Annotated in this window: 26 protein-coding genes, 2 tRNA genes and 1 riboswitch; of the genes, 12 read left to right on the plus strand and 16 right to left on the minus strand. The window is 55.0% G+C overall.

Annotation, left to right across the window (positions count from 1 at the left end):
- Window positions 1–9 precede the first annotated feature (9 nt).
- From TH5_RS07075 to TH5_RS07090, 4 genes are all read right to left on the minus strand, one after another.
- Window positions 10–669, minus strand: a complete 660-nt coding sequence (locus TH5_RS07075; protein ID WP_062952590.1) for an amino acid ABC transporter permease — start codon at window positions 667–669, stop codon at window positions 10–12.
- Between the two features lie 11 nt (window positions 670–680).
- Window positions 681–1,343 carry an amino acid ABC transporter permease gene (locus TH5_RS07080; RefSeq protein ID WP_007090812.1) on the minus strand — a complete coding sequence of 221 codons (663 nt, stop codon included), beginning with the start codon at window positions 1,341–1,343 and terminating at the stop codon, window positions 681–683.
- Window positions 1,344–1,369: 26 nt separating this feature from the next.
- Entirely contained in the window at window positions 1,370–2,206 is an 837-nt protein-coding gene (locus TH5_RS07085) for a transporter substrate-binding domain-containing protein (protein ID WP_062952591.1), read from the minus strand.
- Between the two features lie 399 nt (window positions 2,207–2,605).
- A complete protein-coding gene (locus TH5_RS07090; RefSeq protein ID WP_114121267.1) occupies window positions 2,606–5,029 on the minus strand; it encodes a heavy metal translocating P-type ATPase in 2,424 nt (807 codons plus the stop codon).
- Window positions 5,030–5,228: 199 nt separating this feature from the next.
- Here TH5_RS07090 and TH5_RS07095 point away from each other — a divergent pair, with 199 nt between their 5' ends.
- Window positions 5,229–5,600, plus strand: a complete 372-nt coding sequence (locus TH5_RS07095) for a DUF1636 family protein (protein WP_114121268.1) — start codon at window positions 5,229–5,231, stop codon at window positions 5,598–5,600.
- Here TH5_RS07095 and TH5_RS07100 read toward each other — a convergent pair whose 3' ends face one another.
- From TH5_RS07100 to TH5_RS07115, 4 genes are all read right to left on the minus strand, one after another.
- Window positions 5,601–6,125, minus strand: coding sequence for a hypothetical protein (locus tag TH5_RS07100; protein ID WP_114121269.1), 525 nt, complete (start codon window positions 6,123–6,125; stop codon window positions 5,601–5,603).
- Window positions 6,126–6,197: 72 nt separating this feature from the next.
- Window positions 6,198–6,881, minus strand: coding sequence for a CbtA family protein (locus TH5_RS07105; RefSeq protein WP_114121270.1), 684 nt, complete (start codon window positions 6,879–6,881; stop codon window positions 6,198–6,200).
- 3 nt (window positions 6,882–6,884) lie between these two features.
- On the minus strand, window positions 6,885–7,058 hold the full coding sequence (locus TH5_RS07110) for a CbtB domain-containing protein (protein ID WP_071240359.1): 174 nt from the start codon (window positions 7,056–7,058) through the stop codon (window positions 6,885–6,887).
- Between the two features lie 32 nt (window positions 7,059–7,090).
- A riboswitch (cobalamin riboswitch) is annotated at window positions 7,091–7,303 on the minus strand.
- Between the two features lie 108 nt (window positions 7,304–7,411).
- On the minus strand, window positions 7,412–7,873 hold the full coding sequence (locus TH5_RS07115; RefSeq protein WP_062952596.1) for an ArsR/SmtB family transcription factor: 462 nt from the start codon (window positions 7,871–7,873) through the stop codon (window positions 7,412–7,414).
- Between the two features lie 133 nt (window positions 7,874–8,006).
- On the opposite strand from TH5_RS07115, the gene TH5_RS07120 reads away from it, so the two are divergent.
- The 8 genes from TH5_RS07120 (at window position 8,007) to TH5_RS07155 (ending at window position 11,782) form a co-directional block, all read left to right on the plus strand.
- On the plus strand, window positions 8,007–8,270 hold the full coding sequence (locus TH5_RS07120; RefSeq protein ID WP_097050780.1) for a hypothetical protein: 264 nt from the start codon (window positions 8,007–8,009) through the stop codon (window positions 8,268–8,270).
- Window positions 8,271–8,385: 115 nt separating this feature from the next.
- Window positions 8,386–8,658, plus strand: a complete 273-nt coding sequence (locus TH5_RS07125; RefSeq protein ID WP_114121272.1) for a hypothetical protein — start codon at window positions 8,386–8,388, stop codon at window positions 8,656–8,658.
- A 284-nt stretch (window positions 8,659–8,942) separates the two neighbouring features.
- The gene (locus TH5_RS07130; protein WP_114121273.1) at window positions 8,943–9,482 is read left to right on the plus strand and encodes a DUF2975 domain-containing protein; all 540 of its coding nucleotides are present in this window, start codon (window positions 8,943–8,945) and stop codon (window positions 9,480–9,482) included.
- A complete protein-coding gene (locus tag TH5_RS07135; protein ID WP_114121274.1) occupies window positions 9,482–9,694 on the plus strand; it encodes a helix-turn-helix domain-containing protein in 213 nt (70 codons plus the stop codon). The genes TH5_RS07130 and TH5_RS07135 overlap by 1 nt, the downstream gene beginning before the upstream one ends.
- A gap of 93 nt (window positions 9,695–9,787) precedes the next feature.
- Entirely contained in the window at window positions 9,788–10,552 is a 765-nt protein-coding gene (locus tag TH5_RS07140) for an SDR family NAD(P)-dependent oxidoreductase (RefSeq protein WP_114121275.1), read from the plus strand.
- A 116-nt stretch (window positions 10,553–10,668) separates the two neighbouring features.
- Window positions 10,669–11,079 carry an MAPEG family protein gene (locus tag TH5_RS07145; RefSeq protein ID WP_114121276.1) on the plus strand — a complete coding sequence of 137 codons (411 nt, stop codon included), beginning with the start codon at window positions 10,669–10,671 and terminating at the stop codon, window positions 11,077–11,079.
- A 105-nt stretch (window positions 11,080–11,184) separates the two neighbouring features.
- A complete protein-coding gene (locus tag TH5_RS07150; protein ID WP_114121277.1) occupies window positions 11,185–11,520 on the plus strand; it encodes a zinc ribbon domain-containing protein YjdM in 336 nt (111 codons plus the stop codon).
- Between the two features lie 58 nt (window positions 11,521–11,578).
- Window positions 11,579–11,782, plus strand: coding sequence for a hypothetical protein (locus tag TH5_RS07155; RefSeq protein WP_114121278.1), 204 nt, complete (start codon window positions 11,579–11,581; stop codon window positions 11,780–11,782).
- Window positions 11,783–11,788: 6 nt separating this feature from the next.
- Here TH5_RS07155 and TH5_RS07160 read toward each other — a convergent pair whose 3' ends face one another.
- Both TH5_RS07160 and guaA read right to left on the minus strand, forming a co-directional pair.
- Window positions 11,789–13,297 carry a hypothetical protein gene (locus TH5_RS07160; RefSeq protein ID WP_114121279.1) on the minus strand — a complete coding sequence of 503 codons (1,509 nt, stop codon included), beginning with the start codon at window positions 13,295–13,297 and terminating at the stop codon, window positions 11,789–11,791.
- Between the two features lie 123 nt (window positions 13,298–13,420).
- A complete protein-coding gene (guaA, locus tag TH5_RS07165; RefSeq protein ID WP_114094949.1) occupies window positions 13,421–14,974 on the minus strand; it encodes a glutamine-hydrolyzing GMP synthase in 1,554 nt (517 codons plus the stop codon).
- A 302-nt stretch (window positions 14,975–15,276) separates the two neighbouring features.
- On the opposite strand from guaA, the gene TH5_RS07170 reads away from it, so the two are divergent.
- Window positions 15,277–15,624 carry a hypothetical protein gene (locus TH5_RS07170; protein WP_114121280.1) on the plus strand — a complete coding sequence of 116 codons (348 nt, stop codon included), beginning with the start codon at window positions 15,277–15,279 and terminating at the stop codon, window positions 15,622–15,624.
- A 194-nt stretch (window positions 15,625–15,818) separates the two neighbouring features.
- Here TH5_RS07170 and TH5_RS07175 read toward each other — a convergent pair whose 3' ends face one another.
- The 6 genes from TH5_RS07175 to TH5_RS07200 form a co-directional block, all read right to left on the minus strand.
- Window positions 15,819–17,156 (minus strand): RsmB/NOP family class I SAM-dependent RNA methyltransferase, encoded by a 1,338-nt coding sequence (locus TH5_RS07175; protein ID WP_114121281.1) that lies wholly within the window; start codon window positions 17,154–17,156, stop codon window positions 15,819–15,821.
- Window positions 17,157–17,355: 199 nt separating this feature from the next.
- Window positions 17,356–18,822 (minus strand): IMP dehydrogenase, encoded by a 1,467-nt coding sequence (guaB, locus tag TH5_RS07180; protein ID WP_114121282.1) that lies wholly within the window; start codon window positions 18,820–18,822, stop codon window positions 17,356–17,358.
- Between the two features lie 243 nt (window positions 18,823–19,065).
- Window positions 19,066–20,394: a methyl-accepting chemotaxis protein gene (locus TH5_RS07185; RefSeq protein WP_114121283.1), complete on the minus strand. Its 1,329-nt coding sequence runs from the start codon at window positions 20,392–20,394 to the stop codon at window positions 19,066–19,068.
- Window positions 20,369–20,893, minus strand: a complete 525-nt coding sequence (locus TH5_RS07190) for a PAS domain-containing protein (RefSeq protein ID WP_114121284.1) — start codon at window positions 20,891–20,893, stop codon at window positions 20,369–20,371. The genes TH5_RS07185 and TH5_RS07190 overlap by 26 nt, the downstream gene beginning before the upstream one ends.
- Window positions 20,894–21,171: 278 nt before the next feature.
- On the minus strand, window positions 21,172–21,978 hold the full coding sequence (locus tag TH5_RS07195; RefSeq protein ID WP_007090790.1) for an RlmE family RNA methyltransferase: 807 nt from the start codon (window positions 21,976–21,978) through the stop codon (window positions 21,172–21,174).
- Window positions 21,979–22,037: 59 nt separating this feature from the next.
- Window positions 22,038–23,216, minus strand: a complete 1,179-nt coding sequence (locus tag TH5_RS07200; protein WP_244204846.1) for a Ppx/GppA phosphatase family protein — start codon at window positions 23,214–23,216, stop codon at window positions 22,038–22,040.
- 240 nt (window positions 23,217–23,456) lie between these two features.
- On the opposite strand from TH5_RS07200, the gene TH5_RS07205 reads away from it, so the two are divergent.
- Window positions 23,457–23,530, plus strand: a tRNA-Gln gene (locus TH5_RS07205).
- An 83-nt stretch (window positions 23,531–23,613) separates the two neighbouring features.
- Window positions 23,614–23,687, plus strand: a tRNA-Gln gene (locus TH5_RS07210).
- Window positions 23,688–23,769: the final 82 nt, after the last annotated feature.

The following is a 23,769-nucleotide window of genomic DNA, read 5'->3' on the forward strand; positions in this document are numbered from 1 at the left end:
GCTGCCTCATTATGGGATCGAGATGCGGCGTTCGACAGCACGGCCGGCCTGTTCGATCAGGAAGTTCAGAATGAAATAGACGAAACCAACGAAGAGATAGAATTCGAGGCTGAGATAGGTCCGCGAAATGACCTGCTGGGTTGCCAGCAGCAATTCAACCACACCAATGATCGACAGCAGTGTCGATGCCTTGACGATTTCGGTCGCGGTATTGACCCAGGTCGGCAGTATCTGGCGCAGGGCCTGGGGCAGCAGGACATAGGCAAAGGTTTGCCCGAAAGTCAGCCCGATTGACTTGGCGGCTTCGGTTTGACCGGCCGGGATCGCCTTTAACGCACCACGGACAATTTCCCCGACATGGGATGAACAGAACATCGTCAGCGCAAGCACACCAGCCTGAAACGCACTAAGATCCAGCCCGACAACCGAAAGAATATAAAAACAGGCAAGTATCAGAACGAAAACCGGCGTACCGCGCAGGAAGTCGATATAAAGGCGCACCCCAAACCGGGTCGGCTTATTGCCATATGTCATCGCCAGACCGACGAAAACGCCCAGGAACGTTCCAAGCAGCACGGATGCGACGGAAATCAGAACCGTATCACCAAGCCCGGCCAGCAGGTTCATCCGGGCATTCCACAATTCGGTCAGGAAAAGAGAAAAATTCATGTGAAAGCCTTTCAGCGCGGAACCGCAAGACGTTGTTCAAGCTGGCGCAGGAACCACGCGATGACATAGCAGGCCACCACGTAAATCAGTGACGCAACCATCCATGTTTCAATCACACGGAAGCTTTCGACATTGATCTTGCGCGCATAAAACGTCAGTTCGGGAACCGCGATGGCGGCTGCGAGCGACGTGTCCTTGAACAGCGAAATGAAATTGTTCGAAAGCGACGGCAACACATTGCGCAACATCACCGGAATGATGATGTGGATTTTGATTTTCAGTTCCGTCAGTCCGATGGCAAGCCCGGCTTCGCGCAAGCCCTTGGGCAAGGCGACAAGGCCCGAACGGAAAACTTCCGCCAGATAGGCACCGGCATAGATCGACAGGGTAAAAATGAAGGACGGTATCTTGTCGAGTGCAATGCCGAGCTGGGGCAATGCGAAATAACAGAACAGGATCAGGACAAGGATCGGGGTATTGCGGATCGCAGAGACATAAGCCACTGCGATCCAGCGTAAAACCCGGTGACGGGACAGCATCCCGAAAGCCGCCAGAAGTCCGATCCCGCAACCGATTGCAATCGAAACAAGGGCAAGGAACAAGCCAAGGCCAAGGCCCTGCGCCAGCAGCTCCCAATTGCGCCAGATGACGCTGAAATTGAAATCGTAGTTCAAAGCGGTTCTTCCCGGATGCTGCTAGGTTATTTGTATTCGACGGGGAAGCCGATCTGCGGCACCGACAGTTCCGTGCCGAACCAGGTTTTGAAGCTGTCGGCGTAGAACGGGAATTCAACACCGGTCATGCCTTCGTGCAGAACCGTATTCACGAAGTTCAGCCAACGCTGATCGCCCGGCTTCACGCCACAGGAATAGCTTTGCGGGTTCCAGCCATATCCGGCGTCATGGTAACGGCCCGGGTTTTTGACCATGAACCAGCGCAATGCCGACTGATCAGTTGCGGCAGCATCCGCACGCCCGGAATTTAGCGCCTGATACATCAGATCCACACTGTCATACTGATCGACTTCTGCCTCTGGCAGGGCAGCGTGAACCATTTCTTCGGCGTAGACGTTCTGAAGGACGGCAACGGTAACGTCCGATCCGGCAGCTTTGAGCGCCTCGTAATCGGCGTAGTCGCCACCTTCCATCTGCAACAGACCAACGCCTTCACGGTAATAGGGGATCGTGAATTCGATCTGCTGGGCGCGTTCGGCGGTCACCGTCATGAACTGGCAGGTCAGATCGACCTTGTCGGTCACAAGGTTCGGGATGCGGGCATCGCCGGACTGCTGGACATATTCGATTTTATCGGGATCGCCAAACAGGGCCTTGGCGACAAGGCGACCCATGTCAACGTCAAAGCCCTTGAGCTTGTTATCCGAGTCAATGAAGTGCCATGGCGGGTTGGTTGAGCCGGTCCCCAAGATCAGGTGACCGCGATCAAGAACCTGCTGAAGCTTGCTGGCTTCCTGTGCAATGGCCGATCCGGCAGTTGCGGTCATAAGCGCCGCGACTGCGATTGTTTTTAAGAAGGTCATGTTTGTCTCCGCTGATGAAAAGAGCCAACCGTTTTTGATGAGTCCCGGTCAATTCCGTTATACCGGAATTAATATCGTTGTTACGGATTTAATTTGAGACCAGAATCTAGCCATGTCAATTCGCTTTTGCGAAACCCGCAGTTTTCCTTGGCTTTCGCAATGTAGTGACCTCGGCACCCGGCCGATCTGATGTGCGGACTTTTATGGAAGTGATGACCTGTGCATCCTGTCAGAGCAGGCCGTTATCCGAGTATTTCTGCGCGAAACGGCGAACAAGAACACGGAGAAGATCGGGAGTCGCAACGCGCGAGGTAGCAAAAAATAAATCGGCCGCTACCACGAGATGCAATAGCGACCGACTTTCCATGATTTTCTGAAGTAGTTCGCCCGGCGCAGGGATCAGCGGTTGCGCAACGCGATCAGCAGGCGAAGACTGTTAAGCGTCACCAGAACGGTTGCACCGGTATCGGCCATCACCGCCAGCCAAAGTCCCGTCAGACCGGTGATGCTGGTGACCAGAAAGACAGCCTTGAGCCCCAGCGCCAGCGCGATATTTTCGCGGATCACGCGGCGCGTGGTGCGGGACAGCGTTACCAGATTGACGACATCCGACAGCCGGTCCTTAACCGCCACCGCATCGGCGGCCTCAAGGGCGATGTCGGTGCCCCCGCCAATTGCGATGCCGACATCGGCCGATTTCAGCGCCGGGGCGTCGTTGATGCCATCACCAACCATGGCAATAGGCCCCTTCCGTGCCGGATCATTGCGCAAATCAGCCAGTATGTTCAGCTTGTCTTCGGGCAGAAGCTGCGCCCGGTAGTCCATACCAAGTTCACCCGCCATGCGTTTGGCAACGCGTTCGGCATCACCCGTCAGCATCACCGGGCTGATGCCCAAGGCGTTCAGTTTGGCAAGCGCATCCTGAGCATCCGCACGCGCGGTATCCCGCAAAGCGAGTGCACCGATAACATCGTTATCACGCAGGACGACAACGGCCGTGCTACCGGCATCCTCCTGTGCGGCAAGCCAATCGGCAACTTCGGCAGCCGGTTCGATATCAAGGCGCTTGGCCGCTCCCACACGATAAAGCGCACCATCAATCCGGGCTTCGACCCCGGCACCGGCAATGGTGCGCGCATTGGTGATTTCCGGCAGATCAAGTTTCTTGTCCGTCGCCGCATTGACCACCGCCTTTGCCAGCGGGTGGGAGGTTACGGTTTCAAGGGCGGCGGCAATGGCAAGCAGCCGGTCCTCGTCCATATCACCCACCGACATCATTGCCGTCAGCTTCGGCTTGCCTTCGGTCAGCGTGCCGGTTTTATCAAACGCCATGGTGCGTACGGCCCCGATAGCCTCAAGCGCGGCACCGCCTTTAACCAGCAGGCCGATCCTGGATGCACGGGCAAGGGCCGATGTCACCGCCGCCGGTGTGGAGATCACCAAGGCACATGGGCAGCCGATCAGAAGCAGGGCCAGCCCGCGATAGATCCATTCTTCCCAGCCTTGCCCGAACAGAACCGGTGGAACAACGACCGTAAGGGCCGCAAGCGCCATGATGATTGGCGTATAGATACGAGCGAATTTGGCAACGAAGCGCTCGACCGGTGCCTTGTGCTTTTCGCTTTGTTCTACCAGCTCGATCACGCGATCAAGCATGGTTTGCCCGGCCGCACGGATCACGCGCAGACGTACGGGCCGATCGGTGATAATGGCACCGGCAAAAACCTCGTCCCCCGGTTCGGACGGGACGGGCACGGATTCACCGGTCAGGTGGCTATTGTCAATTTCGGCGGCCCCATCGGTCAGGACACCGTCGGCCGGAATACGTTCGCCTGGGCGGACTTCAAGCACGTCATCAAGTGCCAAATCAGATGGCGCAACCGTATCAAAGCCGCTACCAGACGTCGAAACCCGCCGTGCTGTTTCCGGGGCCAGTTTCATCAGCGATTTGACACCGCTACGTGCCCGCCCCGCGGCAACACCTTCAAGGCTTTCGCCAATCGCAAACAGCAATACGACCATACCGGCTTCAAGACTTTCGCCGATTGCAACAGCGCCAAGAACCGCGACACTCATCAACAGTTCGATGGAAAAGAATGCGCCACTTGCCGCCAGACGGAACGCCGTTCTCATCACCGGCAATGCCGCGATGATCGAGGCAATGGACATGGCATAAGCATCGGTGACCGGAACCAGCCAGCCAACCAGCCCGCCCAGCATAAGCCAGACCGCCGCCCATGCAATTTCGTCCCCGGCTTCCGGCCAGGGGGCCAGTTTGCGCAGCAGGGATTTGTCATCGGCATCCGTATCTTCCGACGCGGCATTATCCGTCGCAGTCTGGCTGCCAGAACCACAGGAGCCGCCAGCGCAGCAAGCGGCTGCGGATGATTTCGCCGCCCCCGGAATTGTCTTTTCCTTTGCCGGATAACCCAGTTTGGTCAGCATGCTGCTGATATCGGAACGCGTTTCAGCACTGTCGTCGCTAAGACCCAGCGTCACCGTTTCGCGCATCATCGACACATCGACACATTGCACGCCATCACGTTTGGAAAGCGCGGTTTCGATTTTCGCCACGCAGGACCCGCAATCCATGCCCGATACGGCCCAATGACGATGCGAAACGCCGTCACGATGGTGGGCCAGCACATCGTCAACCTTGCCCTGTTCCTTGCCACTCAGTTCGGATTGCGCGTGCAATCCATCGGCAGCAGCAACAAAGCTTTGCCCCGGTACGGCATCGTTCAGAGCCGCAATCAGCGATGACTTACAGCTTTCACAATTTCCAATGGCCGGGAATTGATCCCATTTTGCGATGACGGACATACTGGACCTCGCCAACATTCAAATTTATATTCATGCGCTATATTCAAATAACAATTCATATGTCGTGGAGTCAAGAACATTCAAACCATGATTTGAATGTTATCACACACAATGCCCGACGCCCCGAAAAAGTTGATGAATTACGCCAGCACTGCGGCCATAGTAACCACCTGATTTAAGAACCAAGGCCGACCGCCCGATGCCCCGTATTGTCATTTGTAAAACCTGCCAGCCAGCACCCGATACTGAACCAGCCTCAAAGGCGGATTTTATCGATGTGGATGGTTTTGCGCGGCAGTTAGGCACAGCACTTGATCAGGCGGAATTGCCCGAAGCGTTTGAAATCACACAGATTGACTGTATGGGATCATGCAGCGAGCCGACATCGGTTGCGCTTCAGGGAGCCGGACGGGCAAGTTATCTTTTTGCCGGATTATCGGCGCGTCACGACATTGACGATATCATTGCCACCTGCCGGGCGTATCTGAGCGCCCCGGATGGATGGATCGAAGATGCACGCGGCTGCGGACGTCTTCGATTTTGTCTTAAGGCCCGTATTCCCACCCTTTGATTAGGGGGCAACCGAAACAGTCATTGTCTGACGCAGCGGCTTATCACCGACGGCAAGCTGGCTGTGATCATTGGCCGTCAGCGTTACCGTGACTTCGTTATCTCCCACCGGAAGATCTGCGATATGAAGCCACGGGCCATACAAGCGGGCGATCTTGGTGCCGTTAACATAGACATGGGCATGCCCCTCGCCCGGGATATGGGGACTGCTGGCATGTTCGGGGACAAAACGGAAATTCTGCACCAAAAGATGCAGGTTCCAGCCACTGACCGGATCGGGCGCAATGGCAACATCAAGGCTTGGCGCATCAACCGCATCGGACAGCGAAATGATGGCATCATGGCTGGCGTGGGCACCAGTCATATTCATCGCGCCATGTGCGTCACCATGCGTACTTCCGCCGTGCGCCTGCGGATCAGAATGGTCGTGGCCATCAAGGGTGATGCCATTTCCCGCCGCCACCAGAAAACCAATCCCGCCGCCAAAAACAAGCCCGATCCCGAAAAGGGCAAGTGAACGTGACATTTCGTTTATCCAGACAAATCAATGAAAGAAAACAGGCGCGGAATATACCGCGCCTGATCAATGTGATTGCGTTTACGCTTCCCGGTCGGCTTCACGCCGCCAGAAATGCCCGGCAAACAAGCCGGTCAATATCCAGGCGACCGCCCCGATACCAAAGGCACGCGCGGCAAACAGCGCGCCGAGTTCGGTTGGCACGGGACCGGTGAACTGATCGGGTTCCGGTGCACCGATAACATGCGGCGCCAGAAGCAAAACAACCGCCGCCGCCCACGCGAGCCAGTTGCGACCAAAGGCAATCAGCCAAACCGCAAGTGCCGCGGTTGCCACAGTCGCGAACCACCAGATTTGCCTGTCATAGACATCGGCCGCAGCAACACCGGGAACCTCGGGCGCCAAGGTGAAGCCCGGTGCAAAATGTACTATGGCAAAACCGGCAATACCCCAAATGATGCCATTGCGCGCCGTCACCACATGACCACGGTTTTCGGCAAAGGCCATGGCCGCCACCAGTATAAGTGCATACCCGGTATAGACCAGCATCGTGAACAGGACGCTTAGCCCGTCACGCAGCGGATCAATGCCGCCGACATCCTGATGCGCACTAACCGCGTCTCCGCCGAAATGCACAAGGGCACCGGTTTCATACAGCTCCGCATGCAGCAAAACGGGCTGCACAAAATACAACTGTAGCAGGGCCGCAATAAGCCCCGCTGCAGCACCAGCGAACAACGCGCTGGTTACTATGCGTGTGAACATGACTTAGTGGCAGGGGAAGCCGGTCGCGTGGCGCACGTCGTGTGCCGCGTCATGAAGCAGATCCGCCTGAACGTGGCCGGTGACAAAGACAACGGCAAGGCCGAAAACGGCGCAAGCAAGGATCGGCAGAAGAACGGATTTTTTCGAAGCGGCAAATGCCGCGGTCTGCGTGGTCATAGAAATCTCCTTTGCTGTCACACCCGACAGTCGGTTCGGGTCCATGCCTGGCAGGTCTCCTGGCTTGCGGGTCTTCATGCGTCGCCGACCTTCCCTGCTTTCGCAAGTGGTATGATGGCGGGCACTCGTCGCATACAGTCGCGGGGGCGGCTTTGGCTTTGGCCGTCAAACAGACGGCTTTCCAAATTCCCTCTTCGTTTCCCAACCCCGAGCAGAGCGGGAAAAACCAAGCCATTCGTTTATGACGGTAATTTGGCGCAAGTGCAATGTGAAAACCACGCAGGCCGGGTGATCATTCGTCGAACATATTCGCCCGATTGTCGATCCGCCCCCGAACCCCGGGGGCAGAATGCCTAATCGTGCGTGACGTGGGCAAAGACATCGCGAACAACACGGGAAATATGTTCGTCGTCAATCTGATAGAAGATATGACGCCCGTTTCGTTCCGATGCCAGAATGCGCTGATCGCGCAACTGACGCAGATGATGGCTGGTCAGGGATTGGGACATGCCCGATGCCTCGGCAAGTTCGCCGACGGTTTGCGGTTTTTCCATGCAGCGCAGAACAAGCTGCAACCGCCCGGCATCCCCCAGAAGCGCAAAGATTTTTGCCGCCGCCTCGATATCGGGTAACGACAGGTTATGACCGGTCGCACGTGATGCGTCACGCGTTACGGCTTCGCCCTGTTCGGTGGAAAGGCCAAGACGTGCCGCGGTATCACATTCCTGACAATCGTTGCCGTTTTCAGCCCCGGCGATCACGGGACGCGCCGAGGCAATTTCGACCTTGCGGGATTTCGTTTTGCTTTGTGACATCCCCCTATTTTCCATGCCCAGCTTCACTTGGCAAGGGGACTTGATGTTTGCGCGCATGGAACTCCACCCGACAGGGAACGTTACAGGTATGACACACCATCGAAAGTGCCAACCGGAGCAAGGAGACGCACCGATGCAAGAGCAAACAGCACTCGACATTTTCAATCTGCGCCAGTCCCGTGACAGTTGGGAACGGAATGTGGCCGGTTACTGTGCGAAAAACGACATGCAGGTCGGAAATCTGCCCAAAGAGATTACCGGCCCCTATAACGAGATGAATGAGGCATGGGAAAAGCTTAAAGCCGAAGGTGATGCGGCAAGCAATACCACTGCAGAGCAGTTCCACAAGGCAACCGCAAAGCTTGAAAAGGCGTGGAACGACATGACGGGCAAGTAAGCCCGGGATTTTATGCCTTGTGGTTAAAATGCCCCAAAATCGCCTTTTCATTGCAAATCGATGACACGATTACACGCCAGATTGAAACTGTCTGGAAAAGCAAAAGGAGGCTCCCATGACAGCCCGCCCCATTCCGGAGCACGCCAAGCTCCATCAGGAATTCAAGGATTGGGAATTCGGCCTTACTGCACATTGCAGAGAATCCGATAGCGGCCTTGAAAAACTTCCGAGTGAGGTTGTTCAGGCGTGGGATGACATGGATGCCGCCTGGAGCGAGATAAAGGATCATAGCGACGATATCCCGCAAGAATCCCTGCAGCGTTTCCGTGAAGCAAAGCAACGTTTGCAGGAAGCTTGGGACGCGATGATCTCTTCCGAACGGCATTAACGACGCCGCGCTGGAAGCAGCCAGACTTTTTCGTCTCCCTCTCTTCCTGAGGCGGGTTTTCCTCCCGTCCCCGCCTTTCCTTTTGCAGTCGGGTTTCTCAACCGCCCCGGCTGCATTTTTTTGTCTGCATTTTGGCTCGGCATCCTCCGTGCAACGGCACAAACCCGGTTATGGGCAAAAAACAGAATTGACTCTTATCGTTAAAAAATTCATTTTTTATTTTAATTAATAAATACGATTCGTCATTTTAATGTCACCCGAATGCTTCCGGATGGAGCCCCGCCATGTCCGATACCTTAAAAAATGTCCGCACCGTCAGCCGCATTCTTGGCTGGGTATGCCTTATCGGTGTTGTCTTTGAAATCTGCCTCGTGCCGCTGATATGGCATGTGGATGGCTGGGTTGATACCAGCGCCAGTCAGATGACCATAAGCCTCGAAGAATTGCGCGCCCTTTCCGGCTGGCAGAAATATGCCGTGATGGCATCGATGATGCTGCCGACACTTGTTATGGCCTATGGGCTTTGGCGGTTGCGCAAGATGTTCCTGTCCTTTGCCGAAAACCATATTTTCCAGCCTGCCCCGATTGCCCATCTCAAAGCATTTTCCGTGGCCCTTATGGCGCAAACGCTGATCAAGCCGCTTTCAGGCGCACTGACATCCGTGCTGGCGACCATAACCCGCCCCGAAGGCGAACGGATGCTGTCAATCGGGCTCAGCGATGCCGAGGCCAGCACCCTGTTTCTCGGTGGATTGCTTCTGGTGATTGCGTGGGTATTGGGAGAAGCCACCCGGATCGAGGACGAGAACAGGAGCTTCGTCTGATGGCGATCATTATCCGTCTTGACGTGATGCTTGCCCTGCGAAAGATGAAATCCAAGGACCTTGCTGCGCGGGTCGGGGTGAGCGAACAGAACCTGTCGCTTCTGAAATCAGGCAAGGTACGCGGGGTCAGGTTTGAAACACTCGCCGCGATTTGCCGGGAACTTGATTGCCAACCCGGTGATCTTCTGGAATTCGTTGCCGACGACCTGTAAGCTCTTGTGATCATGACGGGCCCGTCAACACGGGGCCGTCCTTCATAAGAAACAAGGCAGCCTGTTTAACGGCTGTTATCAGGGAAGACGTGAATGGAAAACAAGGTTGCCCTCGTAACAGGTGCCGCACGCGGCATCGGACTTGCCACCACACATCTTTTTATTGAACTGGGATGGCAGGTTGCGATGATTGATCGCGACAGCGCGGAACTTCGCAGCGCATGTCGCGATATCGCAAATGCCAAGGCATTTGAATATGACGTATCAATCCCTGAACAGGTCGATCTGATGATAGACGAGGTCCTGACCGAGTTCGGACGGATTGATGCGGTTGTCAACAATGCCGGGGTTGCCGATTTCCTGCCGATCCATGAAACCGATTTCAGCGCGTGGCGTCGGATCATGGAAACCAACCTTGACGGGGTCTTTCTTGTTTCGCAGGCAGCGATCCCTGCGCTCAAGCAGACCAAGGGCGCGATTGTCAATATCGGCTCGATTTCCGGGCTTCGGGCATCGACCCTCCGGGTGGCCTATGGCACATCGAAGGCGGCTGTCATTCATCTGACCAAACAGCAAGCGATTGAACTAGGTGATTTTGGTGTTCGGGCCAATTGCGTCTGCCCCGGCCCGGTCAAGACCAAGCTTGCCATGGCCGTGCATTCGCCGGAAATCATATCGGCCTATCTTGATGCCATGCCGCTTGGCCGGTATGGCAGCGAACGCGAAATCGCCGAAGTGATTGCGTTTCTATGCTCCGACAAGGCAAGCTACGTTACGGGCCAGGTAATCGCCGCCGATGGCGGATTTGAAACGGCCGGTGTCGGGCTCCCGGCCCTTCGCAAGGCTGCCGAGGAATAAACACTTTAAGTGCGATCACCTTTGGATGAATGTGCAAACCCCATTGCGCAAAAGTGTGATCGCTTTCCCTTGTTCCTGCGTATGGCAGGGAAACACCCTCACTCAAAGGTATTTCCTTGCCAATTGAACTTGCCCTTCTCGTCCTTAATGCTCTTTTCTGCCTTGCATTTCCCTGGGTTTACAACTGGTCCTATGGCAGGCAGGTCGGCGGCAAACGCCTGATGGGCAATCGTGATAACCTGCCCGAACGGCAGGGACTGGCCGCCCGCGGCCTTCGTGCCCATCAGAACCATCTTGAAAATCTGGTGCCGTTTGCGATCATCATTCTGGTCGCGTACGCCATCGGTATTTCAAACACTGTCACCGTGGCTTGCGCGGTTGTCTTTACCATCGCCCGCTTTGCCCATGCCGGGTTCTACTTTGCCGGGATTACCCGCCTTCCGGGCATCAATGGTGTGCGCTCCATTGCCTATTTTGTCAGCCTGTTTGCGATGCTGATCTTTGCCTTGCAATTATTTGGGACCTAATATTGGCGCAATCTCTCGACAATCAGGAATTCGGGCGTTACGAGATAGGCGGCCAGACCGGAACGGGTAAGGTCATGACTTAACGCTTTTACCCAAGGATTTGCCGTGAGCACGTTGCCCCCCTGCCCCAAATGCCAGTCGCCCTATACCTACGAAGATGGCGAATTGCTGATTTGCCCGGAATGCGCCCATGAATGGTCGCAGCAAACCGCAGCAGGCGGAGACGAAACCGAATACAAGGATGCCAATGGCAATATCCTTGCTGATGGCGATACGGTTTCGATCATCAAGGATCTGAAGGTCAAGGGTGCGTCACAGCCACTTAAGGTCGGCACCAAGGTCAAGAATATCCGCCTTGTCGAAGGCGACCACAATATCGATTGCAAGATCGACGGATTTGGCCCGATGAAGCTTAAATCCGAATTCGTCAAAAAGATCTGATTGCGGGCTTCGCCGCGCAACCCCTGTACCGACGACATTGCGACCGGGTTTTGGTACAATGTCGTCGCCTGATACCGGCTTGAACCATCCGAAGGAAACGGGGGCCACCATGCGCCACCTTGCCCTTATCGCCGCACTATTTGCGACCCTGTCGCTGTCCTCCTGCCTGACCTTTAACTGGCAGCGCAGTGTTCAGCAGGTGCTGTCAAATGCGTGTAACTCCACAGGCGATTGCGGGTCGGATGGGCCTACCAAAAACTGAGTATCTTCAATCTTCACCATTCCGCATCACTCGCATATCTCGAACAGCATCTCGAATATTTCGACGAAGCCACCGAGATAGCGGTCCTGATCCACCTTGATCAACATTTTGACGCTTAGGATCAATTTCCGTTGCATCTGGGATTAGCGCCTCGAATGCCGCTGCTGCAATCGCACTCTCGTAGTTTTCGCCTGCCTGCTCTTTAAAGGAAGCCACAGATGCCGCCAGTGTTTCTTTGTGTCTATAACTCTCTTGTAAGGTGAATAGTTGGCGATGCCGACTACTCGCAAACCCCAACAAGAACAACGAAGGTAATAACACAAAAATTCGGACCGAGATTGCACCAAGAAATTGCAACGCAGCGACACCGAAATCCGTAGTATCTCCCGTTACGAAGCTTGGAAACTGGATATAGCCGTTTACGAATGGTAACGCGTTGAAAACACAAAGTACGGAAACAAAAAGAAATATTATTGATCCGTAGAACTCCCACCGTACAACTGAAATTGGTCCGTCCAGGTTTTTTCGAGCAGCAGCGTAGCTATTTGCTAATCCCGCAGAGGTAGCGAGCCCGAGCAATTTTCTGCTCTGTTCATCAATTTCTTCATGCTCCTTCCGAACTTCCATGGCATTTTTCACCAATGACTCGAGCTCGGATCGATTATCCTCAAGGAACTTCTCAACTGCTTCTTTTTCTGCAACGAGCGTATCTTGAACTTCCCTTAAGTTAAGTTTGAACCCTTCAAAATCAGGATCAAATGCCGAAATTCTTCCCCCTAGCTCAGTAGCTTGCTGCTCATTAGTCCGCACTCTCTGCAACAGGTTTTCAACTTCGTCAGACTTTGATTGCCAGTCAGTCAAAATTCCAGAGAGTTCCGCATGGGCTTTTTGAACTTCAGCCAAGGCACTTGCCGCTCCGATGCTTGACGTTGAAGCTTTCGTAGCCTCTCCTTTAGCAACTCGCTTTATACTGCTCACTTCACGTTTTGCTTCATCCAATTCCGCGAGCATTTTTTTAATGCTATGCCTCAACCCTGAGAATGGATTTTCTGACTGGCCGCCGAAAGCAAGCTTCAACAACAACAAATGTTCAGTCGTTGCCTCAAGATACTTAACGATATTTTGAAACCGTCCACGCAGATCACGGTTCTGCCCATTTGCCGTGCGCATAATTGCTACGTTTTCGTCTACCGAAGTAAAACCTTGCTGCTTCACCCAACTCACATCTGAGACGATATTAGTGCATTCTGTTACTGCACTTTGCAAATTGGTTACCACTGCACCGATACTTCTTCTCGGAAAAGGAGGACCCGATGCTTTTGCTGGAAGGGACGACGATAGCTCAACAACCGATGTAATGTTCGAATAAACGTCACCCAGAGTTTGTTCACCAAAAACAATATCGCCCGAAATCAACTGTGATCCATCATTTGCAGTAGCATCCTGCAATGCAGTTATCATCTGATCTGCCGCATTTTTGAGCTCTGCTGCCTGAGCGATAATCTCGGAAAACATAGGGCCTCCCAATCCCAGAATTTTATTAGATATAATTAATGCAATTTTGACGTGAACTCTATCACAAAACAAAACGGCGCGCCCAATGGACGCGCCGTTTGTTGTCTCCGATAATCGGAAAACTTATTCCCACTCAATCGTTCCCGGTGGTTTCGAGGTATAGTCATAGGTGACGCGGTTGATACCGTTGACCTCGTTGATGATCCGGTTGGCGATACGGCCAAGCAGTTCCGGAGGGAAGGCGAAGAAATCGGCGGTCATGCCGTCGGTCGAGGTGACAGCACGCAACGCACAGGCATAGTCATAGGTACGACCATCGCCCATCACGCCAACGGTCCGGACCGGCAGCAGTACTGCAAAGGCCTGCCAGATGGCGTCATAGAGACCGGCATTGCGGATTTCTTCGAGATAGATCGCATCGGCCTTGCGCAGGATATCGAGCTTTTCACGCGTAATCGGCTGGCCGGGGATGCGGATGGCAAGGCCCGGCCCTGGGAACGGATGACGGCCGACAAAGCTGTCGGGCAGGCCCAGTTCACGGCCAAGGTCACGGACTTCGTCCTTGAACAGTTCACGCAGCGGTTCGACCAGTTGCATGTTCATGCGTTCCGGAAGGCCACCGACATTGTGATGCGACTTGATGGTGACCGACGGGCCGCCGGTGAAAGACACGCTTTCGATGACGTCCGGGTAAAGGGTCCCCTGTGCAAGGAAATCGGCGCCACCAATTTTCTTGGCTTCTTCTTCGAACACTTCGATGAACAGGCGGCCAATGGTTTTGCGTTTGGTTTCCGGATCGATTTCGCCTTCGATCGCACCAATGAAGGTTTCGGACGCATCAACATGGACCAGCGGAATGTTGTAATGGTCACGGAACAGGGTGACGACCTGGTCGGCTTCGCCCGAGCGCATGAAACCATGATCGACAAACACGCAAGTCAGTTGATCGCCAATCGCTTCGTGGATCAGAACTGCGGTGACGGAGCTGTCAACGCCACCCGAAAGACCACAAATGACCTTGCCGTCACCGACCTGTTTGCGGATTTTGGCAATGGCGTCGTCTTTATAGGCATTCATCGTCCAGTCGCCAGAGCAACCGGCAACACCGTGGGTGAAGTTCTTAAGCAGCTGCGCGCCATGCGGGGTGTGGACCACTTCGGGATGGAACTGCACGGCGTAGAATTTCTTGTCGTCATTGGCGATGGCGGCAAACGGTGCGCCTTCAGATTTGCCAACAACGCGGAACCCGTCAGGAAGCGCATCGACACGGTCGCCGTGGCTCATCCAGACCTGTTCGCGGGCACCTTCGGCCCAGATGCCGGTGAACAGCGCGCAGTCTTCGATGACATCGACAAAGGCACGACCGAATTCACGGTGATCGGACGTTGCGACCTTGCCGCCAAGCTGGTTGACCATGGTTTGCTGACCATAGCAGATGCCAAGCACCGGCACGCCAAGTTCAAAGACCTTTGCCGGGGCCGAGGGTGCCTTATCCCAATGGACCGATGCCGGGCCACCTGACAGGATCACTGCCTTGGGCGCGTATTCGTCAAGGAAAGCATCCGAGACATTGTTGAAGGGGTGGATTTCGCTATATACACCGCTTTCGCGCACGCGGCGTGCAATCAGCTGGGTGACCTGCGATCCAAAATCAATAATCAGCACGCGATCTGTCATCGGGCCGTATCTCCGTCGAGTATGGGGTTGCGCCGTACATACGCCAAACCATCCGTCTCGGCAACCCGGCGCAAACGGTTACCTTGGGATGCATTCATGAAATTCTGATGCCGAATTCCGGCATTTGGGGACAATTGCGGCCTTTTCCTGCCGGAACGCCCCCGAAAAGAGCACAATTGGTCCCTTTTTCCTGCGCAATGCGTCTGTAACTTGATTTCCAACGGAGCACGGAGATAACCGCGTCCGACAGAATTAGAAATCATGAGCAAATCAAGTTTGACCATGCAAAGGGACACAGACAAATGACACAGAACAAAGGCAGTAAAATCGCGCTTGCCGTCGCTGGCCTTCTTCTGGTCGCCGGTGCGGCAACGGCCATCGCGATGACCCAGTCCGAGACCAATAACCCCGCGTCGCTGTTTGGCACTGAAACCGGTACCGAGAACAGCGATACCATGACCCCGGCACCTGATGCCCCGGCGGCCGAAACCGGCGAAGCGCCGAACACCGTCCTGCCGGACGACAATCAGGAAGTTCCGGGCATGAAGGGCCTTGATGGCAATGCTGGCGACGATAGCGGCCCGCTGGAATTGATGCCGCAGGATGACGGCGGCACCACCGGTGGCGAAGCTGCCCCCAAAACGGAATAAAAAACCGGCCGGGTAATCTGTGGAAGATCCAATCTTCACATAGCGTTCACGGTAAAATGCACTTGTGAAAAGAACTGGCCCTGTCCCCATTCGGGACAGGGCCATTTTTCTTGTCGCAATTTTACAGTTTGCAAGCAGACCAAGGGCGGCATCGGACATCGGGGTGTTTGCGATGACCGTGGCCGCCATTGTCATTATTTCACCTTGCCTTTGGCTGTACGTTCGAACACCGCAACAAAGAAACCGTCCGTGCCATGAACATTAGGCGACAGGCGAAGCCACGGCTTGTCCTTGCCACCCGGTACCGGAACGGATTTCGGGGCATCGGGCCAGATTTCACTGATCGGAACCGGTTTGAAATCCTTGCGATCACGCATGAAGGTTTCGATCAGACGTTCATTTTCTTCGGGCATGATCGAACAGGTCGCGTAAATCAGGCGCCCACCCTTGGTGACCTTTGCCGCACCGGCCTTCAAAATCTTGCTTTGATTTGCCATCAGGGTGCGAATATCGCGCTGCCCGATACGCCAGCGCAGCGCCGGGTTACGGCGCAGGGTGCCAAGCCCCGAACAGGGAACATCAAGCAGAACACGATCAAAGAAACCGGATTTGTTGCGAAGCCAGCTATCGCGTTCATCGGAAATGATGCGCTGCTGAATGCAATCACCTGCACCGGCACGTTTGGCACGTTTGCGCGAATTATCCAGACGCCCGCCATGGGTATCGCAGGCAAGGATACGACCCTTGCCGCGCATGTCGGATGCCATGCCAAGCGTCTTGCCGCCACCGCCCGCACACATATCAAGGATATGCATGCCCGGCTTGGCATCGACCAGACGCACGCAAATCTGCGATGCCTCGTCCTGAATTTCAATCAGGCCGTCCTTGTAGGCCGCCGTAACCAGCATATTCACACCAAGCGGCAGACGTAGGCCGTTGGGCGCATAAGGCGTTCTTTCGATATTGTGGATGCCATCGGCTTCAAGCGATTTGATTGCGTCTTCAACCGTGCCCTGAAGGCGGTTAACGCGCAGATCAAGTTTGGCGGGCTGATTATAGGCCGCCATTTCAGCCGGAAGGTTTTCGTGATGGAGTTTCAGCAGTTCGGCATAAAGCCATTTCGGCAATTCGGTTTTGACCGCACCTGGCTGGCCGTCATGATCAAGCGTCTTGCCGGTCAGCTTGTTGATCAGATGATTTTCAGCTGGATGCAGCGGGTTCGGGCAGAACTCCTCACCATTGAACATGCTTGAAATGTCTTCGGCCTTGCGTTTGTCCTGCAAGACCAGTTCGGCGATCATGCGCGCACGACCGTCCTGAAACTCATATCCGCATTCGGCAAGCCACCAGCCCAGACGCGCCTGATGGCGGATCAGGTTATAGAAACGTTCGCTGATTTCGCGACGATCGCCACCACCGATATAACGGCGATTGCCAAAATAGCCGGAAATGACGCGGTCTGCGTCGTCTCTGGTCTGGGTCCAGCCATCATAAAGTTCAATGACAGCCGCGATACGTGCACCGGGTTTCAAAACGAATGTCCAACCTGTCTGAGTGTGATGTTCCTGTCCCGATATGGGAACTCAAGTAAACACCATACGATAAAAAAGGCGATGACGGCAGGATTGCCTGCCGCCACCTGAAATTTGTGCCCGCTGATATCATGGGTTGGGCCATTCGCCAACAGCGACAAGCGCAAGGCAGCCCAGCCAATTGATCAGCGTGCCCCGATTAGTTACCGGGACGGTAATTCGGGGCCTCGCGGGTGATGGTCACGTCATGGGCATGGCTTTCGCGCAGGCCCGCATTGGTGATGCGAACGAACTGGGCACGTTCACGGAAATCGGCAAGCGTTGCCGAACCGGTATAGCCCATCGATGCCTTAAGACCGCCAACCATCTGATGAATAATCTGACCTGCCGGGCCCTTGTAGGGAACACGACCTTCGATGCCTTCGGGGACAAGTTTCAGATTGTCCTGAACGTCCTGCTGGAAGTAACGGTCTGCCGACCCGCGTGCCATGGCACCGACCGAGCCCATCCCGCGATAGGATTTGTACGAACGGCCCTGATAAAGGATGACCTCACCCGGGGCTTCGTCGGTACCGGCCAGAAGCGAGCCAACCATGCAGGTGCTGGCACCCGCAGCCATTGCCTTGGCAATGTCGCCCGAAAACTTGATACCGCCATCGGCGATGATCGGAACGTCAAGCTTGTGACCGATTTCCGCGCATTCAAGGATGGCGGTCAATTGCGGAACACCGACACCGGCGACAATACGGGTGGTGCAGATCGAACCCGGGCCGATGCCGACCTTGACCGCGTCCGCACCGGCTTCGGCCAGTGCCTTGACGGCTTCGGGGGTGGCAACGTTACCGGCGATGATCTGGGTATTGCCGACTTTTGATTTGATATATTCGACAGCCTTGATCACACCGGCCGAATGGCCGTGCGCGGTATCGATGACCAGTACGTCAACACCGGCTTCGACCAGTGCCATCGCACGTTCAAAGCCGCTTTCGCCAACACCGGTTGCCGCCGCAACACGCAGGCGACCGCTTTCGTCCTTGCAAGCATTCGGGTGCAGTTTGGCTTTTTCGATATCCTTGACCGTAATCAGGCCGGTGCAGCGATAGGCTTCGTCAACCACAAGAAGCTTTTCAATGCGGTGCTGATGCAGAAGTTTCTTGGCTTCTTCGGTGTCGACGTTTTCCGTCACCGTGACCAGATTTTCGTGGGTCATCAGTTCGGAAACCGGCTGCGAACGGTTGGAGGCAAAACGCACATCACGGTTGGTCAGAATGCCGACCAGCTTGTTGCTGGCGCGTTCGACAACCGGAATACCGGAAATGTGGTTGATGTCCATCAGGTCCAGCGCATCGGCCAGCGTCTGATCCGGGTGAATGGTGATCGGGTTGACGACCATACCTGATTCAAATTTCTTTACGCGGCGAACTTCTTCGGCCTGCTGTGCGATATCGAGGTTCTTGTGAATGACCCCCATACCACCATGCTGCGCCATAACAATCGCCATCGGGCTTTCGGTCACCGTGTCCATTGCGGACGACAGAAGCGGAATGCGCAGGTCGATATTTTTGGTAATGCGGGTGTTGGTCTGCACCTGTGCCGGCAGCACTTCGCTGGCGGCGGGTTTGATCAAAACGTCGTCAAACGTCAGGGCTTCTGCAATGCGGGTCATACGGGGCCACCTCGTTAATCTGAGTTGGCGCGGAACTTATACACGTTATGGCCTTTATGCCAAGTTTTCTGCGGCCATAGCAGCCCTGTTATTTTATTGCTGCATTATCCGGACAGTTCCGTTAGAAACTGGTAGATGGGGCTGCTATCTGGCGCAGCCCCTTTTTCATGCCCGGATCATGCTGCTGTTTTGCAAGGTATAGCAAGCTTTTGCCGCAATAGCGAAAGCCGCCCTGCCCCTGTTTTACGCGGGCGCAGCATCCGGAACCTTCAACACCTTGTCGATAAACCGGCGTACATCACCATCAAGTGAATCGGCCTGCCCCAGAAGATTTGTCGCCTCGCTATGAAGTTGCAGGACGACAGAACCGGACTCGGTCGTGCCGCTGGCGACGTCGGCGAGGATCGCCGCAATGGTCTGCATCCGTCGAACCGCCTGATCGATCCGGTCACTGATCGCACCGACAACTTCGGTCTGTTCGCGGGCGGCCTCGGCAACCAGACGGGCACCACTATCAATCTCGCTGATCTTTTCATTGATCTCGCGCACAGATGAAACCGCCTCGCGGGTCATTGCCTGCATTTCACCGATTTCGCCGATCACCTGTTCAGCTGCACGCGATGTCTGGGACGCCAGGTTTTTGACTTCGGTCGCGACCACGGCAAACCCCTTGCCTGCTTCACCCGCACGGGCGGCCTCGATGGTGGCGTTCAGCGCCAGAAGATTGGTCTGATCAGCGACATCAGTGATCAGTTCAACCACCTTGGTCACACGAAGCGCCATGTCATCAAGACGCGTGATGTGATTATCGGCAACACGGGCCCGGCTGACCGCTGCCTCGGCCAGTTCGGCCGAACCATTGATCTGTGCACCGATCTGACGGATGGATGCACTGAATTGTTCGGTGGCAACCGCGATGCCGTTCAGGGCGTCAGTGCTGTCGTCAGCAGCAACGCGCATATCGTTGGCCTGTTCGGCAATGCGGCGAACCTGCCGGGACAGGAAATCAGAACTGTCGCTTAGCTGTTTTGCACTGTTGGAAACCGAACCAACCACCGACTGAATATCATCACCGATGCGCCCAGCACTGTAGCTGAAGCTCCTGGTCTTTTCATGCATGGCATCAAGGGCCGCATTGACCGTCCCGGCATAGCCGATCAGATCACCCCGCAGTCCCCTTGGCAGGATCTTACGATAATAGGATCCGCGCGACGCATGGCCCATAGCGCCAGCGGCTTCCTTGGCGAACGCCTCGGTCAGATCAAGCAACTGGTTCACCGCATTTTGCAAGGGGGCAAGATAACCGTGCGTTTGACGATTATTGACCCGGACACCCATTTTTCCATCAGCAGCGTCATGAACGATATCGTGCAGTTCATCAATGATCCGCTTGTGGCGGGTAATGGCAATCGAGCCAATCAAAGCCAGAACCAGAAGACCGATAATCGCAATCGCGGAAACAAGCGGTGCATGGTTTGGTGCCGACAGAAGGGCGCCGATCAACCCAAAGGCCAGTACCAGTCCAGAAATCAAAATCCGTCGCAGATTAGAGAGTGAAAACAAACTGATCATAGTCGATGCCTGCCTGCCCCAGGAGGTTGCCAAGTTTCTGTGTACTGCGCGCCATACCGTCCTTGCGATTGCGTTCGCGTTCTTCTTCGGCACGAAGATCGGCATAAAGCGGAATAACCTGTTCGACCGCGTCGCGGCGCGGCACCCGACGGTTTGAATGATAGCCAATGATGTTGCCGCTTGGTCCGAAGGTCGGCGTGACATTGGCCAGCACCCAGTAATGATCCCCGTTTGCCGAGCGATTGATCACATAGGCGAAAATCTCGCGCCCCTTGGAAATCGTGTCCCACAGTAAGGCGAACACGCAGCGCGGCATGTCGGGATGGCGGATAATGCTGTGCGGCTGGCCCAGAATATCCTTTTCACGATATCCTGCGACCCGCAGAAAGACATCATTTGCGTAAGTAATACGTCCCTTGGTGTCGGTCTTGCTGACGATAATTTCATTATCGCCAAAATGACGTTCAACACCGGTCAGAAAAAGCTGATCCTGTTTCATGAATTGCACCCCGTTTGCGGATCAATGGTCCCACAACCGATCCTGACATAGCGAAACCCCGCCCGGGGCGCGCAGTTTTGCGTCAGTTTCATCCGGTACGGAGACTATTTTCTAGACCAATGTATAGATTATGCCAGCAGGGTACTTCTTGACTTAGCGCAATCGGGTTCATGAATATTTCGCAGCCGACACAACCCCGACGGTACGGATATGAATTTTTGCAAATAAAAAAGCGCGCCGATCTTGTGGCGCGCTTTGCATTTTGCCTTTTCATGAACTTAGCCGACCGGCGACCAGCCGTCGTCTTCGCGCAACTCTGCATTGGCAATGTCATCTGCGGCATTGTTCTGCCCGCGGAATCCGGTGGCGATCAGATAAGCTTCCGGGCTTTCCGGGCGCGACGCCGGCGGCTTGGCATGCTTGGAAACGCGGAAGTTCTTTTTAACCCGGTTCAAAAGGTCGTTTTCCGTACCGCCCTTGAACACCTTGGCGATGAAAATCCCCCCCGGTGCAAGGACCTCCTCGGCAAACAGCAGGGCATGCTCGACCAGATCGATAATACGGATATGGTCGGTCTGGCGATGGCCGGTGGTTTCGGGCGACATATCGGAAATCACGGCATCAACCGGCCCGTCAAGAGCCTGCTTGATCATGTCAGGCGCCGCCGGATCAAGGAAGTCCGCCTGCAAACAGGTTGCGCCGGAAAGACCTTCCCATTCCAGAATATCAAGCCCGACGACCTGACCACGTCCCTGTTTTGAACCGACCATGTCAACCGCAACCTGTGTCCAGCCGCCCGGCGCTGCCCCAAGATCGACAATACGCATGCCCGGACGCAGCAAGTCGAACTGGTTGTTGATTTCAATCAGCTTGAAGGCCGCGCGCGACCGATAGCCAAGGCGCTTGGCTTCCTGCACATAGGGATCGTTAAGTTGCCGGTCGAGCCAGCGGGTCGAAGAAATCTTGCGTCCCTTGGCACTTTTGACGCGCGTCCGCAGCCCGCGCCGAGCGCCGGTATCGATCGCGGCAATGGCTGAACCCTTGCGGCGGCGCGTCCCGCCTTTTCCGCTGCTATTGTCGGTCATGTTCTTTACCTGAACTGAAACGTGTTAAAGGCCAGTACGATCCGATGGCATGACGCCGATCATGGATTGGCCGAAATATGGGACACTGTATGACGTCGCGCATCGCATGGGTCAATAGCATGACCGTCTGCGCGCATCAAATCGACCAATATTCCCTCACGCAGGCCACGATCGGCAACTTTTAGCGTCGCCAGCGGCCAGATATCGCGAATCGCGGCAAAGATCGCCGCTCCCGCATCCATCAATTCGGCCCGCTGGTTCCCGATGCAGGGATGGCCTTTACGTTTGTCGGCTTCCATGCGCAGCAGCAATTCGGTGACGCGTTCCGCATCATCGAACCGCAAATCCGATCCATCGACCTTGTGACGTTCGTACCGTTCAAGGCCAAGCGCAATACCGCAGAATGTGGTCACGGTGCCCGATGTACCAACCATCTGCACCTTGCCGTCATCAAGAATATCCGAACAGCAATTGCGGCTGGCAAAATCGCGCAGGCGGTCACGGATTTCGGTGCGCATCGCTTCAAACCGTTCACGACGCTGCTCGATCCCGGCATAACGTTCGGTCAGGCACAGAACCCCACACGGCATCGAAAGCGTTTCGATGCACTGGGTCTGGCCCATGTTATCAACCTTGATCCAGCAAATTTCGGTGCTGCCGCCGCCGATATCAAACACCACGGCATAGGGACGTTCATCAAGCAAAGCCGAACAGGCCTGAAGTGCCAAACGGCTTTCTTCGTCCGGATTGATGATTTTAAGTTCAATACCAGTTTCGTCAAAAACCTTCCGGACGAATTCATCGCGATTTTTGGCCGTCCGACAGGCTTCTGTCGCCACTGCATGCAGTTTTGCACCGGGATGCTTGCGCAGTTTTTTCGAACAGACCTTTAACGCGTCAATCGCGCGATCCATGGCCGCCTGGCACAGATAACCCTTTTCACGCACACCTTCGCCAAGGCGCACAACACGTGAAAATGCATCGATCACCTTGAACCCGTCATTGCACGGGCGGGCAACCAGCAAACGGCAGTTCGAACTGCCCAGATCAATGGCGGCATAAAGTGGCGGATGGCTGGTCGCGGCAGTTACAGGGCGTTCGGCAACCAGACTGTCACCAGACAGACCTGAAGATGCCGCCGCAGACGGCGCATCCATTACGGCACTTCCGACCATGGCAGCACCGCCGTCAGGGCGGATAGCCCTGTGCGTGTCGCTATGGGGAGATACCTGTTTCACCTTTGTAAACCTGCCTTGTCTGTTACATGCCAATTCAATGATCACATCAAGACGACATTTATATGACGGTCTTGCGAATCATCCATATGAGTTTACCGACAATGTTGCACAAGGCAAATCCCGTATGCATTTAACACATAGGCATGTGCATCTGACCACATGGCGGGGAAAAAAGGTCTTGCCAAAGTGCCACCGGTTTTATAAATAGCGCCCCACGCCACACGGCGTTCAAGGCTCTGTTGGGGAATAGGTTAACGGTAGACCTACGGACTCTGACTCCGTCAGTCCTGGTTCGAATCCAGGTTCCCCAGCCAGCCTTCACCTGCTTTGCAGGCTTTGGTGAACTTCGGTCCAATAATTTTGTACCGAACAAAAATCACCCCTTACATAGCCCTGCTGGGGAATAGGTTAATGGTAGACCCGCGGACTCTGACTCCGCTAGTCCTGGTTCGAGTCCAGGTTCCCCAGCCATCTTTCTCCTTCGCCAATCCAAAGATTTTTGATTTTTCACGTAACGCAGTACGCTGATTGTCGCGTCTGGCAAAACAGTCAT

Origin of the sequence: Thalassospira xianhensis MCCC 1A02616 (assembly GCF_003326475.1) — a bacterium.
Lineage (GTDB): Bacteria > Pseudomonadota > Alphaproteobacteria > Rhodospirillales > Thalassospiraceae > Thalassospira > Thalassospira xianhensis.

Excerpts from the sequence above, each read along its gene's own strand:
- TH5_RS07170 (WP_114121280.1), top strand. The coding sequence starts at position 15,277 with ATGACACAGAACAAAGGCAGTAAAATCGCGCTTGCCGTCGCTGGCCTT.
- guaB (WP_114121282.1), bottom strand. The coding sequence starts at position 18,822 with ATGACCCGCATTGCAGAAGCCCTGACGTTTGACGACGTTTTGATCAAA.
- TH5_RS07115 (WP_062952596.1), bottom strand. The coding sequence starts at position 7,873 with ATGTCACAAAGCAAAACGAAATCCCGCAAGGTCGAAATTGCCTCGGCG.
- TH5_RS07075 (WP_062952590.1), bottom strand. The coding sequence starts at position 669 with ATGAATTTTTCTCTTTTCCTGACCGAATTGTGGAATGCCCGGATGAAC.
- TH5_RS07195 (WP_007090790.1), bottom strand. The coding sequence starts at position 21,978 with ATGACCGACAATAGCAGCGGAAAAGGCGGGACGCGCCGCCGCAAGGGT.
- TH5_RS07110 (WP_071240359.1), bottom strand. The coding sequence starts at position 7,058 with ATGACCACGCAGACCGCGGCATTTGCCGCTTCGAAAAAATCCGTTCTT.
- TH5_RS07130 (WP_114121273.1), top strand. The coding sequence starts at position 8,943 with ATGTCCGATACCTTAAAAAATGTCCGCACCGTCAGCCGCATTCTTGGC.
- TH5_RS07190 (WP_114121284.1), bottom strand. The coding sequence starts at position 20,893 with ATGAAACAGGATCAGCTTTTTCTGACCGGTGTTGAACGTCATTTTGGC.
- TH5_RS07085 (WP_062952591.1), bottom strand. The coding sequence starts at position 2,206 with ATGACCTTCTTAAAAACAATCGCAGTCGCGGCGCTTATGACCGCAACT.
- TH5_RS07135 (WP_114121274.1), top strand. The coding sequence starts at position 9,482 with ATGGCGATCATTATCCGTCTTGACGTGATGCTTGCCCTGCGAAAGATG.
- TH5_RS07155 (WP_114121278.1), top strand. The coding sequence starts at position 11,579 with ATGTCGTCGCCTGATACCGGCTTGAACCATCCGAAGGAAACGGGGGCC.
- TH5_RS07140 (WP_114121275.1), top strand. The coding sequence starts at position 9,788 with ATGGAAAACAAGGTTGCCCTCGTAACAGGTGCCGCACGCGGCATCGGA.
- TH5_RS07185 (WP_114121283.1), bottom strand. The coding sequence starts at position 20,394 with ATGATCAGTTTGTTTTCACTCTCTAATCTGCGACGGATTTTGATTTCT.
- TH5_RS07120 (WP_097050780.1), top strand. The coding sequence starts at position 8,007 with ATGCAAGAGCAAACAGCACTCGACATTTTCAATCTGCGCCAGTCCCGT.
- TH5_RS07160 (WP_114121279.1), bottom strand. The coding sequence starts at position 13,297 with ATGTTTTCCGAGATTATCGCTCAGGCAGCAGAGCTCAAAAATGCGGCA.
- TH5_RS07125 (WP_114121272.1), top strand. The coding sequence starts at position 8,386 with ATGACAGCCCGCCCCATTCCGGAGCACGCCAAGCTCCATCAGGAATTC.
- TH5_RS07105 (WP_114121270.1), bottom strand. The coding sequence starts at position 6,881 with ATGTTCACACGCATAGTAACCAGCGCGTTGTTCGCTGGTGCTGCAGCG.
- TH5_RS07090 (WP_114121267.1), bottom strand. The coding sequence starts at position 5,029 with ATGTCCGTCATCGCAAAATGGGATCAATTCCCGGCCATTGGAAATTGT.
- TH5_RS07095 (WP_114121268.1), top strand. The coding sequence starts at position 5,229 with ATGCCCCGTATTGTCATTTGTAAAACCTGCCAGCCAGCACCCGATACT.
- guaA (WP_114094949.1), bottom strand. The coding sequence starts at position 14,974 with ATGACAGATCGCGTGCTGATTATTGATTTTGGATCGCAGGTCACCCAG.
- TH5_RS07100 (WP_114121269.1), bottom strand. The coding sequence starts at position 6,125 with ATGTCACGTTCACTTGCCCTTTTCGGGATCGGGCTTGTTTTTGGCGGC.